Origin of the sequence: Sphingomonas sp. 35-24ZXX (assembly GCF_000786215.1) — a bacterium.
GTDB lineage: Bacteria > Pseudomonadota > Alphaproteobacteria > Sphingomonadales > Sphingomonadaceae > Blastomonas.
In genome coordinates this window covers 59,694-72,678 of the sequence record NZ_JROG01000010.1, presented here as the reverse complement: position 1 = coordinate 72,678, position 12,985 = coordinate 59,694, and the positions used below count along the sequence as shown (strand labels likewise).

At 64.4% G+C, this 12,985-nt stretch carries 14 protein-coding genes; 5 read left to right on the top strand and 9 right to left on the bottom strand.

What is annotated here, in order from left to right; translation table 11 throughout:
- Positions 1 to 68: 68 nt before the first annotated feature.
- Both LI72_RS17665 and LI72_RS17660 read left to right on the top strand, forming a co-directional pair.
- Positions 69 to 437, top strand: coding sequence for a YciI family protein (locus LI72_RS17665; protein WP_081985235.1), 369 nt, complete (start codon positions 69 to 71; stop codon positions 435 to 437).
- Positions 434 to 1,666, top strand: coding sequence for an RNA polymerase sigma factor (locus LI72_RS17660; RefSeq protein ID WP_052130206.1), 1,233 nt, complete (start codon positions 434 to 436; stop codon positions 1,664 to 1,666). The genes LI72_RS17665 and LI72_RS17660 overlap by 4 nt, the downstream gene beginning before the upstream one ends.
- Here LI72_RS17660 and LI72_RS17655 read toward each other — a convergent pair.
- From LI72_RS17655 to LI72_RS17640, 4 genes are all read right to left on the bottom strand, one after another.
- The gene (locus tag LI72_RS17655) at positions 1,605 to 2,315 is read right to left on the bottom strand and encodes a DUF2459 domain-containing protein (protein WP_033927285.1); all 711 of its coding nucleotides are present in this window, start codon (positions 2,313 to 2,315) and stop codon (positions 1,605 to 1,607) included. The two genes, LI72_RS17660 and LI72_RS17655, sit on opposite strands and share 62 nt — an antisense overlap.
- A 7-nt stretch (positions 2,316 to 2,322) precedes the next feature.
- On the bottom strand, positions 2,323 to 3,261 hold the full coding sequence (locus tag LI72_RS17650; protein ID WP_156139691.1) for a 50S ribosomal protein L11 methyltransferase: 939 nt from the start codon (positions 3,259 to 3,261) through the stop codon (positions 2,323 to 2,325).
- Between the two features lie 104 nt (positions 3,262 to 3,365).
- Complete coding sequence (locus tag LI72_RS17645; RefSeq protein WP_033927284.1) at positions 3,366 to 4,112, bottom strand: SDR family NAD(P)-dependent oxidoreductase; 747 nt, start codon at positions 4,110 to 4,112, stop codon at positions 3,366 to 3,368.
- 72 nt (positions 4,113 to 4,184) lie between these two features.
- Positions 4,185 to 5,639, bottom strand: a complete 1,455-nt coding sequence (locus LI72_RS17640; protein WP_231562522.1) for a methyl-accepting chemotaxis protein — start codon at positions 5,637 to 5,639, stop codon at positions 4,185 to 4,187.
- Positions 5,640 to 5,816: 177 nt separating this feature from the next.
- On the opposite strand from LI72_RS17640, the gene sdhC reads away from it, so the two are divergent.
- From sdhC to sdhA, 3 genes are read left to right on the top strand one after another with little or no spacing between them, the layout of a single operon-like run.
- Entirely contained in the window at positions 5,817 to 6,206 is a 390-nt protein-coding gene (sdhC, locus tag LI72_RS17635; RefSeq protein WP_033927283.1) for a succinate dehydrogenase, cytochrome b556 subunit, read from the top strand.
- Positions 6,207 to 6,263: 57 nt separating this feature from the next.
- The gene (gene sdhD, locus LI72_RS17630; protein WP_033927282.1) at positions 6,264 to 6,653 is read left to right on the top strand and encodes a succinate dehydrogenase, hydrophobic membrane anchor protein; all 390 of its coding nucleotides are present in this window, start codon (positions 6,264 to 6,266) and stop codon (positions 6,651 to 6,653) included.
- Positions 6,653 to 8,455, top strand: a complete 1,803-nt coding sequence (sdhA, locus tag LI72_RS17625; RefSeq protein WP_033927281.1) for a succinate dehydrogenase flavoprotein subunit — start codon at positions 6,653 to 6,655, stop codon at positions 8,453 to 8,455. Before sdhD ends, sdhA begins: the two co-directional genes overlap by 1 nt.
- A gap of 85 nt (positions 8,456 to 8,540) precedes the next feature.
- On the opposite strand, the gene LI72_RS17620 is transcribed toward sdhA, so the two are convergent.
- The 5 genes from LI72_RS17620 to truB all read right to left on the bottom strand — a co-directional run bounded on the left by LI72_RS17620 (position 8,541) and on the right by truB (position 12,945).
- The gene (locus LI72_RS17620) at positions 8,541 to 8,870 is read right to left on the bottom strand and encodes a type II toxin-antitoxin system RelE/ParE family toxin (protein ID WP_081985231.1); all 330 of its coding nucleotides are present in this window, start codon (positions 8,868 to 8,870) and stop codon (positions 8,541 to 8,543) included.
- Positions 8,827 to 9,075, bottom strand: a complete 249-nt coding sequence (locus LI72_RS17615; protein ID WP_033927279.1) for a type II toxin-antitoxin system ParD family antitoxin — start codon at positions 9,073 to 9,075, stop codon at positions 8,827 to 8,829. Before LI72_RS17615 ends, LI72_RS17620 begins: the two co-directional genes overlap by 44 nt.
- A gap of 138 nt (positions 9,076 to 9,213) precedes the next feature.
- Positions 9,214 to 11,544: a polyribonucleotide nucleotidyltransferase gene (gene pnp / locus LI72_RS17610; protein ID WP_033927278.1), complete on the bottom strand. Its 2,331-nt coding sequence runs from the start codon at positions 11,542 to 11,544 to the stop codon at positions 9,214 to 9,216.
- A gap of 213 nt (positions 11,545 to 11,757) precedes the next feature.
- Entirely contained in the window at positions 11,758 to 12,027 is a 270-nt protein-coding gene (gene rpsO, locus LI72_RS17605; protein WP_026091721.1) for a 30S ribosomal protein S15, read from the bottom strand.
- A 21-nt stretch (positions 12,028 to 12,048) separates the two neighbouring features.
- Positions 12,049 to 12,945 carry a tRNA pseudouridine(55) synthase TruB gene (gene truB / locus LI72_RS17600; RefSeq protein WP_033927277.1) on the bottom strand — a complete coding sequence of 299 codons (897 nt, stop codon included), beginning with the start codon at positions 12,943 to 12,945 and terminating at the stop codon, positions 12,049 to 12,051.
- Positions 12,946 to 12,985 lie beyond the last annotated feature (40 nt).

Genomic DNA, 12,985 nt, shown 5'->3' with positions numbered 1-12,985 from the left:
CCGTCGCTGCCCGTTCGTCATGGGGATGGAACGCCCGGAAGGTGCGGCGTTCGACCCAAGGAGACACGATGATGCAGTACATGCTGATGATCCACGAAGACGAGAGCGTCTATGCCGGCCCCGATGGCGAGGCGATCCTCGCCGACACGCTCGCCAAGCACATGGCGCTGGCCGAGGCTCTGGTGGCCGCCGGCGTGCCGTTTTCGGGCGAGCGGCTGAAGGGGGCCGCGACCGCGACCACGATCCGCTGGAATTTCGGCGAGCACCAGATCCACGATGGGGCGTTTTCCGAAAGCCACGAGGAGCTCGGCGGCTTCTACATCATCGACGTTGCCGATCTCGACCAGGCGCTGGCATGGGCCAAGCGGATCGCGATTCCCGGCAAGGGCGCGGTCGAGGTGCGGCCGGTCTGGCCGATGGGCGGCCCCGACGCATGAGCCATTCGGGTGGGTTGGGCGAAGCGATCATCGCCGCCCGGCCCGCCGTGGTTGCCGCGCTGGCCGCGCGGTTTCGCGATCTGGATCTCGCCGAGGACGGCTTTGCCGATGCGACCGAGCTGGCGATGCGCACTTTCGCCACCGCACCGCTGCCCGCCAACCTGGCTGGATGGCTGCACGTCGCGGCGCGGCGGCGGATCATCGACCGGTTGCGGCGCGATGTCCGGCTGGCGCAGCTTATCGCCAGCCAGGGGCCCGAACAGGAGGCGGAGGACATGGATGTCATCGCGCTGTTCGACGAGCAGATTCCCGACGAGCGGCTGCGGCTGATCTTCATCTGCTGCCACCCGGCGATCGCACCCGATGCGCGCGCCGCGCTGACTTTGCGCGTGGCGTGCGGTGTGCCCACCGAGCGGATTGCGGCAGCGTTCCTGATGGCGGTGCCCGCGATGTTCCAGCGGCTGACCCGCGCCAAGGCGAAGATCCGCGAGGCGGGGGTGCCGTTCGAGACGCCGCCGCCGCATGCGTGGGGCGAACGGCTGGCTGCGGTCCTGGCGACGCTCGAGATCGGCTATGCCCTGGCCTACCAGGATGCCGCCGGCAGCGAGCCGACCGCCGATCTGGGGCCGGAGGTGCTGCGGCTGGCCACGATGCTGGCAGAGCTGCTGCCTGAGGACCCCGAGGTGCTGGGGCTGGCGGCGATGGTGCAACTGGCCGAATCGCGGCGCGCCGCGCGGGTCGATGACGCGGGGCGCATGATCCCGCTCAGCCAGCAGGATTGCGAACGGTGGGATGACGCGCTGATCGCATCGGCTGCGCAACTGATGCGCCGCGCCGCTGAGGCGGGACGCAGCGGCCCGTATCAGCTGATGGCCGCGATCCATCTCACCCATGCGCGGCGCAAGGGCGAGGGGCAGACCGACTGGCGCGCGATCCTGCAGCTGTACGATCTGCTGCTCGCGGTGCGGCCCGGCACGGTGGTGGCGATTAACCGCGCGATCGCGCTCGGAAAGGTCGAAGGGCCGCATGCCGGGCTTGCCGCTCTGGCGATGCTGGAGGGCGCGGGGCTGGACCGCTATCGGCCCTGGCATGCGGCGCGGGCGCATTGTCTGGCCGAAACCGGCGAGGGGCAGGCCGCAGCAGAGGCCTATCGCCGTGCGCTCGCGCTCAATCCGGCGCGTGCGGAACGCTTGTATCTCGAGGCGCGACTTGGGGAAACCAGCGCATGACATGGTGCTCCGCCGGGGTCCAGGCCCCGATACGCACGCCGATGGCGCGCAGATGGTCGCCGGTCCAGGCGTTGCAGCTGCGGACCAGCGAATAGCGGCCGCGGCCCTCGTAGAACACATCGTCGCCGCCATAGCCCGCAATCGGCGTCGGCACGCCGGACTCGGGCTGCGCAACATCGTTCATCAACCGCGCGGCCAGCTTGCGATAGGCCGCATGGCTGATCACCAGCTTGCGCGCATAAAGGCCCTCGGCGGGCCTTTGCATGTGATAGACATGGATCAGCGTTGCATCGCTGCCGATCGCGGCGCGCGCCATGGTTGCAGGGTTCAGATCCTGCCAGCGCGGGGTCGCGAGGTAGAAATCGCGCTCGCCCCAGCTGATCGCGACATGATCGGTCGCCCCCGTGGCGTGATAGCGCGGATCACGCACATCGGTGGGCGGGAACAGCGCGTGCCAGTCGACACCCTCGGCCTGTGCGGGCAGGATAAAGCCGGTGTGGAAACCGTTGGTCTCGACATAGATGGTGACCCCGTCATCGGGCGCGCGCCACTGCGGATTTGTCCCCCACAGGCCGCCGATCTCGCCCGCAGCAAAGGCCAGACCCGCCACCAGCAGCAGCCAGCCCAGAACGGCGCGGGCCAGCTGCATCAGCGGGTCAGGCGCTCTTCAGCCACCGCACGCCCCGCTTGCGCAGACGCAGCACGGTCCAGTCGCCCAGGTCCAGCCGTTCGGCCAGGCGGAAGCCCTGCGCGCGATAGGCGCGAGCGACCGCGGCCGCCTGGGTGCCGAGCAGTCCGGACAGCACCGCTTGGCCCTGCGGCAGCGTGACTGCGGCGATGTCCGGGGCCAGATCGATCAGCGGGCCGGCCAGGATATTGGCGATCACCAGATCATAAGGCCCGCGGCGCTGCAGATCGGCGTCGTCCAGACCTTCGGCGATGAACATCGCCAGCGCACCGGGGCTCTGCCCCAGCGCCACGCCATTGGTCTCGGCATTTTCGGCGACCGCCGGGCCGCAGACCGGATCGATATCGCTCGCGGTGGCATAGCCGCGCGGCCACAGGTGCATCGCGGCAAAGGCGAGCAATCCGGTGCCGGTGCCGATATCGATATGGCTGCGCACGATATGCCCGCGCCGCTTCATCGAATCGAGCATCATCAGGCACCCGCGCGTGGTGTTGTGGTGCCCCGTGCCGAAGGCAAGGCTCGCCGGGATGCAGAAATTGCGCACACCTGCCTCGGTCGAAGCGGGCATTTCGGGCGTGTGGACGCAAAAGCGCCCGGCGCGGATCGGCTCGAGCCCGGATTGGCTCATCGTCACCCAGTCGGCATCGGGCAGGCGTTCGGGCTTCAGCTTCATGCCATCGGCGCTGGGCACCAGATCGCGCAGCCGCTTGATCCAGCGCGCTTCGGGCTTCTGCGTGAAATAGCCATGGATCGCCCAGCTTCCGGGCTCCTGCGGATCGGCATAGGCATCGACCTCGCTCGCCACCAGGCTGGGGCTGCCGAAGGCGGCATCGTCCAGATCCTCGGCCTCGGTAACCGCCTGCGCTTCGGCCAGCGTGCAGGGAATGGTGACTTTCCAGTTGTCCAACGTCGTTCTTTCTGTGGCCAGTGTTTCTGCCGGGAGTGCTTCCTTTAGAGGCATGGGGCGTAAAATGCCAATCTCGCCATGCCCACCAAAGCTGTTACCTCCCCCTAGCGCACGTAGCTTGCTCCGTTCACGTCGAGGACGGCGCCGGTCATCGAGGGCGGGGCGTCGATGGCGCAGAAGGCGGCCATGGTGGCGACCTCGTCGGGCATGGCGACGCGGCCGAGCGGGATGTCGGCGAGCAGCTTGTCGCCGCCCCGGCTGGAGAGATAATCCTCTGCCATGCCGGTCATGGTGAAGCCGGGGCAGATGGCAAAGGCGTAGATGCCCTGCGCGGCATAGGCGCGGGCGATCGATTTGGTCATTGCCACCATGCCGCCCTTGGATGCCGCATAATGCCAGTGCGCGGGGCTGTCGCCGCGATAGGCGGCGCGGCTGGCGATATTGACGATCCGCCCTTCATTGCCGGTGTCGATAAAGTGCTGCACCGCGAGGCGGCAGAGCTGCGCGCTGGCGGTGAGGTTGATAGTCATCGTCTCGTCCCAGCCCGCCAGCCATTCGGCATCGCCGCGATCGATGGGGTTGGGTACGAAAATGCCGGCGTTGTTGATCAGCACGTCGATCCGCCCGTCGAGCAGCTCGAGTGCCTCGTTCCACAGCCTGCCGGGCCCTCGAAAATCGCTGAAATCGGCGCCGACCAGATCCCATTCCGGGCTGTCGGGGCTGTCATCGGGAAAGTCGCGGCTGGCATGGCCCACGACCCGGTGCCCGGCTTCGTGCAGCACATCGGCGATGGCGCGGCCGATGCCGCGGCTGGAGCCGGTGACGAGAATATTCTGTTCGACGCTGATCATGCGAGCGACCATATCGCGCGCTTTTGCTGTGGTCCACCGCTGGCCGGCGCGCGGCGAGCGAATGGGCTTGCGTCAGGCGCTTTTGGCGAGGCCGACTTCGTGCGCGAAGCGGTTGGACCGGTTGCGCAGCTCGACCAGCTGGTCCTGCAGATGGCTGAAACCGGCGCCCACCTTGTCCATTTCGCTGGCGAGGCCTTCGGTATCCATGCGGATCGTGCCGATGGTGTTCGACATCGAATCGGCTGCCAGCGCGGTCTCGTCGACCGCTGCGGTGATGATGGTGACGGTCTGCGCCTGGATTTCCATGGCCTCGCGGATGCGATCGGCGCTGACCTGGACCTCGCTGACGGTGGCGCGCACCGAATCGTTGGAGGCCACGGTGTCGCGCGTCGCCTGCTGGATCGCGGTAATCTTGTGCGCGATGTCGTCGGTTGCACGTGCGGTCTGGTTGGCAAGGCTCTTGACCTCCTGCGCCACCACCGCAAAGCCACGCCCGGCATCGCCCGCGCGCGCCGCCTCGATCGTGGCGTTGAGCGCCAGCAGGTTGGTCTGCCCTGCAATATCGCGGATCAGGCTGAGGATCGATTCGATCGATTCGGCATGAGTCGATAGCGTCTGGGTGCTCTCCACCGCATGACCCGCTTCGCGCGAGGCGCGCTCGGCCACATCGGCGGCAACTTCCACCTCGCTACGCGCATCCTCGATTGCCCGGATCAGACCGGCCGCGGTCTGCGCCGCCTCGCGCATGGCGATGGCGGACTGCTCGGCAGCGGCGGCCACCTCGGACGAACGGCCCAGCATCTGGCGCGCGGCTTCGGATGCGGCGACCACCTGGCTTTGCAGGCCTGTGCCCAGATGCGATGCCTGTTGCAGATCGCCATCCACCGTCTGCTTGAAGCTGGCGGTTTGCGCGACGCGCACCGCCTGTGCTTCCTGCTGGGTGATCGCACTGATCGCCATGGCCATGATTTCTGCCTCGATCACCATCACCTGGCTGGTGGCGCGACCCAGCTCCATGCGTTGGGCCATGTCGTCGCCCAGCTTTTCCACCATGATCCGCATGGCATAATCGTGCGTGTGGGCCTGTGCCGCCAGCAGTTGCCACATCGGGACACCCAATTTGCGCGCATACAGGGCATGGCTGAACGCCATTTCGACCCATGTCTGACCCGCGAAATTGGCCAGCTTTTCATGCGTGTATCTGCGGCTGGTATCGATATGGCGCCGTCGCAGCGTTTCCAGGTCGCTGGTCTTGCTGGCGAGGTTGGCGATGGAGCAATAATGGTCCCAGAATACCTCTGCGATCGCGTCCTGGCGATCTTCCAGAAGGTCGAGTGCCTTGCGGGTCAGCTGCGGCAGGTCGCCCGACAGATCGAACGCCTCAAGCCGCTTGGTGATCGATAGCTCGTGTATGGTCGATTGATACAACGCCTTGATGGCGGCGTCGCCAGTCCATTCCTTGCTCTGCTCTGCCATGCTGTCCTCGTGCGAACCTGGGGTCTTCGAGCCATCGGCATATGCGGACATGGTTAACGCCGGGTTATCGCTGCGGCAGCCTGCAGCGGATGCTGCGCAGCATGGCGCACCACGCCCGGCACGCACGGCTGCTGGCATAATCAGCAATTGCATCATGTCGGCAATCGGCTAAACAGGCGCGGGACGCAAATTCAGTCGTTAAACATGATCGCATAACCGGGGGATACCATGGCAAAACCATCGGGCAGACCGCTGTCGCCGCACCTTTCCATCTGGCGTTGGGGGCCAGCGATGCTTGTCTCCATCCTGCATCGCGCAACCGGCGATGGCATGGCAGTGCTCGGCGGCATGCTGCTGGTCGGCTGGCTGATGGCGCTCGCCAGCGGGCCTGAAACCTATGCCTGGTTTGTCGGCTGGGCGACCAGCCCGATCGGCTATCTGCTGATGATCGGCCTGTCCTGGGCCTTTTTCCAGCACATGCTGTCTGGCCTCAGGCACTTTGTGCTGGATATCGGTGCCGGCTATGAGGTCGATCGCAACAACCGCTGGGCGGGTCTGCTGCCGGTGCTTGGCATCGCGCTGACCGCAATTTTGTGGGCGATCATCTTTTTCGTCTGACGTTTTGACTTATCTACGCTGAGCGTGGGGCGAGTTCGCCCGCGCGGGGAGACGACCATGGGTAGTGGCACCAGAATTGGCAAGGTTCGCGGTCTGGGATCGGCGAAAACCGGAACGCATCATTGGGTGATGGCGCGCGTGACCGCGGTCAGCAATCTCATCCTGATGCTGTGGTTCATCGCATCGCTGGTCAGCCTGCCTGCGCTCGATCACGACACGGTCACCGCCTGGCTGTCGGCGCCGCTGCCCGCCACCGCGATGATCCTGCTGCTCGTCACCGTGTTCTACCACCTGCGCCTGGGGCTGCAGGTGCTCATCGAAGACTATGTGCATGATCATGGAACCAAGTTCGGCGTGATCCTGCTGCTCAATTTCTATGCCGTTGCCGGGGCTGCCCTCGGCATTTTCGCCGTCGCGCGCATTGCCTTTGCCGGAGCCGCCAGCTGATGTCTGAAGCCTACAAGATCATCGACCATGTATACGACACCGTTGTCGTCGGCGCTGGCGGATCGGGCCTGCGCGCCACCATGGGCAGCGCAGAGGCGGGGCTGAAAACCGCTTGCATCACCAAGGTGTTCCCCACCCGCAGCCACACCGTGGCCGCGCAGGGCGGCATCGCGGCGAGCCTCGGCAACAACTCGCCCGACCACTGGTCGTGGCACATGTACGATACCGTCAAGGGATCGGACTGGCTGGGTGACCAGGACGCGATCGAATACATGGTGCGCGAAGCGCCTGCCGCGGTCTACGAGCTCGAGCACGCGGGCGTGCCGTTCAGCCGCAACGACAATGGCACCATCTACCAGCGCCCGTTCGGTGGCCACATGCAGAACATGGGCGAAGGCCCGCCGGTGCAGCGCACCTGCGCCGCGGCCGACCGCACCGGCCATGCCATGCTGCATGCGCTGTACCAGCAGTCGCTGAAGTATGATTCGGACTTCTTCATCGAATATTTCGCCATCGACCTGATCATGGAAGACGGCGCGTGCCGCGGCGTGATCGCCTTGTGCATGGAAGACGGTTCGATCCACCGCTTCCGCAGCCATGCCGTGGTGCTGGCGACCGGCGGTTCGGGCCGCTGCTATTTCTCCGCCACCTCGGCGCACACCTGCACCGGTGATGGCGGTGCGATGGTGCTGCGTGCAGGCCTCCCGCTGCAGGACATGGAATTCGTCCAGTTCCACCCGACCGGCATTTATGGCGCAGGCGTGCTGATCACCGAAGGCGCGCGCGGCGAGGGCGGCTACCTCACCAACTCCGAAGGCGAGCGCTTCATGGAGCGCTATGCGCCGTCCGCCAAGGATCTGGCCAGCCGTGACGTCGTCAGCCGCTCGATGGCGGCCGAAATCCGCGAAGGCCGCGGCGTCGGCAAGGAAAACGACCATATCTACCTGCACCTCGATCATATCGACGAGAAGGTGCTGGCCGAGCGACTGCCGGGCATCACCGAAACCGGCAAGATCTTCGCCAATGTCGACCTGACCCGCCAGCCGCTGCCGGTGGTGCCGACGGTGCACTACAACATGGGCGGAATTCCCTGCAATTATCACGGCCAGGTCGTCACCATCAAGGATGGCGATCCCGACACCGTGGTTCCAGGCCTCTATGCCGTGGGAGAAGCCGCCTGCGTTTCGGTGCACGGCGCCAACCGCCTCGGCTCCAACTCGCTGATCGATCTCGTGGTGTTCGGCCGCGCGACGGGCCACCACTTGCGCGACACGATCAAGCCGGGCAGCGCGCACAAGGCGCTGCCGAAGGATTCGGCCGACATGTCGCTGGCGCGTCTCGACCATTTCCGCAACGCCAAGGGTGGTTCGCCCACCGCGCAGATCCGCATGGAAATGCAGAAGACGATGCAGAAGCATGCCGCGGTGTTCCGCGACACGCAGTTGCTGTCCGAAGGCACCGCGCTGATGCAGACCGTCAACAAGCGGATGGAAGACGTGCATGTCTCGGATCGCTCGCTGATCTGGAACACCGACCTGATCGAGACGCTGGAACTCGACAACCTGCTGAGCCAGGCCGTGTGCACCATCGAAAGCGCGCACAGCCGCAAGGAAAGCCGCGGCGCGCACATGCACGAGGATTATCCCGAGCGCGACGATGCCAACTTCATGAAGCACACCGTCAGCTGGTTCGAAGGCTGGGGTGGCAAGGGCGGCAAGGTCACCCTCGATTTCCGTCCGGTGCACGAATACACGCTGAGCGACGAGATCGAGTACATCAAGCCCAAGAAGCGGGTGTATTGATCGGATAGATTTGCCGACTGGCAATGAGATAATTCGGGGCAGGTACCGTACGCGGTCCCTGCCCCGAAGCGTTTTTGGTGCCAGGTCAGAGGTGCTGGCGGATATCCATCCGCTCGTGGAGGATGCGGGCGACCTGCACCGCGTGCTCGTCGACGGTATAGAAGACCAGATGGTGACCGCTTGACAGTTTCCGAAATACCTGGCCGGCGCTGCCTTGGTAAAGAGCGTGACGCATCGGGAATTCTGCCAGCAATTCAATATCGATCCGAAGCGTCGCCAAATAGCGGCGAGCTTGGTCTACGCCCCATTGTTGTTTGGTGTAGATGGCTATGGCTTCCAAGTCGTCTGCAGCAGCGGGACGTAATGTGACCTTATGTGTCACCATTACCGCCGAAATGCCGATCGATAAATCCATCCCAATCGAATGGCTGAGCAGGTCCGCTCTCAAGACCTTCTTTCAAAGCCGCATTCAAGGCGTGGCGCCGTTCGTCGTCCGCAATATAGCGACGCATGGCTTCCCCAACGACTTCGCTGGTCGATCCGAACTCGCCGGATTCAACCTTGCGGCGAGCGAATTCCTGAAAAGGTTCGCCGAGCATGATGGAGATGGGCTTGGTCATTCCAAGATAATACCAAATTTGCGTTATGCGTTCAATCTGGCCGCCGCCCCAACAAAAAACCGGCCGGAAGCATGACGCCTCCAGCCGGTCTTTTAGCATCACAGGCAAGCCCGCGACGCTGGCAGCAAACTGCTATACTCAGTTGTCGCCGGTGATGAAGTCAGGCAGGCCAGCGTCGCCGCCGGTTGCGCCACCTTCGGTGCGGCCGCGACCACGGCCACCGCCGGAACGCTCGCCACCGCGATCACCGCCGCCTGAACGTTCGCCACCACGGCCACCTTCGCGGCCACGTCCGCCATCGCCATCACGACGGGGGCGACGGTCGCCGCGATCACCACGCTCGCGCGGTTCGCGGGCGGGGCGGGTGTCTTCCAGCTCTTCACCGGTTTCCTGATCGACGACGCGCATCGACAGGCGAACCTTGCCGCGCGGATCGATCTCGAGAACCTTGACCTTCACTTCCTGGCCTTCGGTCAGGACGTCGGTCACCTTCTCGACCCGCTCGTTGCGGATTTCCGAAACGTGGACCAGACCGTCCTTGCCGCCCATGAAGTTCACGAACGCGCCGAAATCGACCATGTTCACGACCTTGCCATTGTAGACCTTGCCGACTTCGGCCTCTTCCACAATGCCCAGGATCCACTTCTTCGCAGCTTCGATCTGGTTGACGTCGGACGAGCTGATCTTGATCAGGCCCTCGTCATCGATGTCGACCTTGGCGCCGGTTTCAGCGACGATCTCGCGGATCACCTTGCCGCCGGTGCCGATGACTTCCCGGATCTTCGACTTGTCGATCTGGATGGTCTCGATACGCGGAGCATGCGCCGAAAGCTCGGTGCGGGTGCTGTCGAGCGCCTTGGCCATTTCGCCCAGGATGTGCGCACGGCCTTCCTTGGCCTGTGCCAGCGCCTGCGCCATGATCTCGCGGGTGATGCCGGCGATCTTGATGTCCATCTGCATCGTGGTGATGCCTTCGGACGTGCCAGCCACCTTGAAGTCCATGTCGCCGAGGTGATCTTCATCACCCAGGATGTCCGACAGAACCGCAAATTCGGTGCCTTCGAGGATCAGGCCCATCGCGATGCCCGACACCGGACGCTTGAGCGGAACGCCTGCATCCATCATCGAGAGCGAACCGCCGCACACCGTGGCCATCGACGAGGAGCCGTTGGATTCGGTGATGTCGGACAGGACGCGGATCGTGTAGGGGAACTCGTCCTTGGTCGGCAGCACGGGGTGCAGCGCACGCCATGCCAGCTTGCCATGGCCGACTTCACGACGGCCCGGCGCGCCGAAGCGACCGACTTCGCCAACCGAATAGGGCGGGAAGTTATAGTGCAGCATGAAGCTTTCGTACGACAGGCCGGTGAGGCCGTCGATCATCTGCTCGCTGTCCTTGGTGCCCAGGGTGGTGGTGCAGATCGACTGCGTTTCACCGCGGGTGAACAGCGCCGAACCATGGGTACGCGGCAGGAAGCCGACCATCGCTTCGATCGGACGGATCTGCGTGGTGGTGCGGCCATCGATACGGCTGCCGTCCTTGAGGATGGCACCGCGGACGATTTCCGCTTCCAGCTTCTTCATCAGCTTGCTCGCGGCCATCTGGTCCTGCGGGGTCGCGTCAGAGAAAGCTTCCTTGGCCTTGGCACGGGCAGCGTTCAGCGCATCCGAACGCGCCGACTTGTCGGTCAGCTTGTAGGCGGCGGCGATATCGGCACCGATCAGGTCGCGCAGCTTCTGCTTGGCAGCCGAGAGATCGGCCTGTGCGGCCATTTCCCAGGGGTCCTTCGCAGCCTGTTCGGCCAGCTTGATGATCGCGCCGACAATCTTGCGGCAGGCATCATGCGCGAACTCGACAGCGCCGAGCATGACCTCTTCGGACAGCTCCTTGGCTTCCGATTCGACCATCATCACCGCGTCATGGGTGGCGGCGACAACGAGATCGAGCGAGCCTTCCTTGACCTGCTCCATCGACGGGTTGAGCTGATACTCGCCGTCCTGGTAGCCGACGCGCGCAGCGCCGATCGGGCCCATGAAGGGCACGCCCGACAGGGTCAGCGCAGCGGAAGCTGCGATCATCGCCACGATATCGGGCTCGGATTCGCCGTCGAACGACAGGACCTGTGCGATCACGTTGATTTCGTTGTAGAAACCTTCGGGGAACAGCGGACGGACGGGACGGTCGATCAGGCGGCTGGTCAGCGTTTCCTTTTCGGTCGCGCCGCGCTCACGCTTGAAGAAGCCGCCGGGGATGCGGCCTGCTGCGGAGAATTTTTCCTGATAGTGAACGGTCAGCGGGAAGAAATCCTGGCCTTCCTTCACCGATTTGGCGGCGGTCACGGCGCACAGCACCACGGTTTCGCCATAGGTGGCGAGCACAGCGCCATCGGCCTGACGGGCAATACGGCCCGTTTCGAGCTTGAGGGTCTTTCCGCCCAACTCGATTTCTACAGTCTTTACGTCAAACATGGATTTTCCTTATCGAACCCGATGCGCCCTATTGCGGACCGGGGCCTCTTCAAAGTGCCAGGCTGACCGGCCTGGCGCGGTTCGGGGCTGTTCTGCTGCCCCGGCTGGCCTTGATCCGCCTCATTGCGGAGAAGGTCCGTAGAGTGCCGCGCCCGGCAAATTTCAGGGGCGCGGATAAACGAACGGCCCCGCTGGGGGGCCGTCCGAGAATTCTTATTTGCGAAGACCCAGCTTGGCGATCAGGTCGCTGTAGCGTGCGGCGTCCTTCTTCTTCAGATAGTCCAGCAGCGAGCGGCGCTTGTTGACCATCATCAGCAGGCCGCGACGCGAGTGGTTGTCTTTGTGGTGCGCCTTGAAGTGGTCGGTCAGGTTGTTGATGCGCTCGGTCAGGATGGCAACCTGTACCTCGGGCGAACCGGTGTCGCCGGCCTCGCGCGCATGTTCCTTGATCACTTCTTCCTTGCGCTCTGCGGTAATCGTCATGTGTCTTCGTTCCTCGAACATCTATCCAAAGTTGAAACCGCGCACCACCCGGACCTCCTGGTCCGAAAGCGTCACGAGAGCGAGCGGAGTATCATCACTCCCCCGCGCCCAATAACGCCCATCGTGTGCGGCAATCCCGGTCACGACCTGCCCCATGCGGAGCCGCCTTGCCTGATCGGGAGTGAGGTCTAGAGCCGGGATGTCGTCCAGCCCTGCCTCGAATGGCAAGATTACGTCTTCTGGGGCCGCGCCTTGGCGGATTTCGTCCAGTTTGTCCAGCGAAATCGCCTGGGCGAGCCCGAACGGCCCGGCCTGGGTGCGGCGCAGCATGGTGACATGGCCCACGGTTCCCAGCGCCCGTGCGATGTCGCGCGCAAGGCTGCGGATGTAGGTGCCCTTGGAGACATGGGCGGTCAACGTGACGGAATCGCGTTCCCCTGCCGATGCCGGCGAGACTGTCAAAGCGTGCACCGTCACTGCCCGGCTCGCCAGTTCCACCTCCTCGCCCGCCCGCGCCAGATCATAGGCCCGCTTGCCGTCCACCTTCAGCGCGGAATAGGCAGGCGGCACCTGTTCGATCGGTCCGGTAAACCGCGGCAGCACCGCTTCGATCTGCTCCAGCGTCGGTAGCCCATCGCTGTGCGCGATCGCCTTGCCTTCGATGTCGAGCGTGTCGGTCTCCACCCCGAAGGCGATCGTGAAATCATAGGTCTTGTCGCCGTTGAGCATCTGGCCGGTCAGCTTGGTCGCCTCGCCCAGCGCGATCGGCAGCACGCCGGTTGCCAGCGGGTCGAGCGTACCACCGTGCCCGACCTTGACCTTGCCGAAGCCGCCCTGACGAAAGACGCGCTTGACCGCACTGACCGCGTCGGTCGAACCCATCGCGTAGGGCTTGTCGAGAATGATCCATCCATGCATCTGCGGCCCGTTAGCACTGTTATCAGGCCCCACCAAATGC

Excerpts from the sequence above, each read along its gene's own strand:
- sdhC (WP_033927283.1), top strand. The coding sequence starts at position 5,817 with ATGGCAAAACCATCGGGCAGACCGCTGTCGCCGCACCTTTCCATCTGG.
- sdhD (WP_033927282.1), top strand. The coding sequence starts at position 6,264 with ATGGGTAGTGGCACCAGAATTGGCAAGGTTCGCGGTCTGGGATCGGCG.
- LI72_RS17655 (WP_033927285.1), bottom strand. The coding sequence starts at position 2,315 with ATGCAGCTGGCCCGCGCCGTTCTGGGCTGGCTGCTGCTGGTGGCGGGT.
- pnp (WP_033927278.1), bottom strand. The coding sequence starts at position 11,544 with ATGTTTGACGTAAAGACTGTAGAAATCGAGTTGGGCGGAAAGACCCTC.
- truB (WP_033927277.1), bottom strand. The coding sequence starts at position 12,945 with ATGCATGGATGGATCATTCTCGACAAGCCCTACGCGATGGGTTCGACC.
- LI72_RS17620 (WP_081985231.1), bottom strand. The coding sequence starts at position 8,870 with ATGGATTTATCGATCGGCATTTCGGCGGTAATGGTGACACATAAGGTC.
- LI72_RS17665 (WP_081985235.1), top strand. The coding sequence starts at position 69 with ATGATGCAGTACATGCTGATGATCCACGAAGACGAGAGCGTCTATGCC.
- LI72_RS17660 (WP_052130206.1), top strand. The coding sequence starts at position 434 with ATGAGCCATTCGGGTGGGTTGGGCGAAGCGATCATCGCCGCCCGGCCC.
- LI72_RS17640 (WP_231562522.1), bottom strand. The coding sequence starts at position 5,639 with ATGTCCGCATATGCCGATGGCTCGAAGACCCCAGGTTCGCACGAGGAC.
- LI72_RS17645 (WP_033927284.1), bottom strand. The coding sequence starts at position 4,112 with ATGATCAGCGTCGAACAGAATATTCTCGTCACCGGCTCCAGCCGCGGC.
- sdhA (WP_033927281.1), top strand. The coding sequence starts at position 6,653 with ATGTCTGAAGCCTACAAGATCATCGACCATGTATACGACACCGTTGTC.
- LI72_RS17615 (WP_033927279.1), bottom strand. The coding sequence starts at position 9,075 with ATGACCAAGCCCATCTCCATCATGCTCGGCGAACCTTTTCAGGAATTC.
- rpsO (WP_026091721.1), bottom strand. The coding sequence starts at position 12,027 with ATGACGATTACCGCAGAGCGCAAGGAAGAAGTGATCAAGGAACATGCG.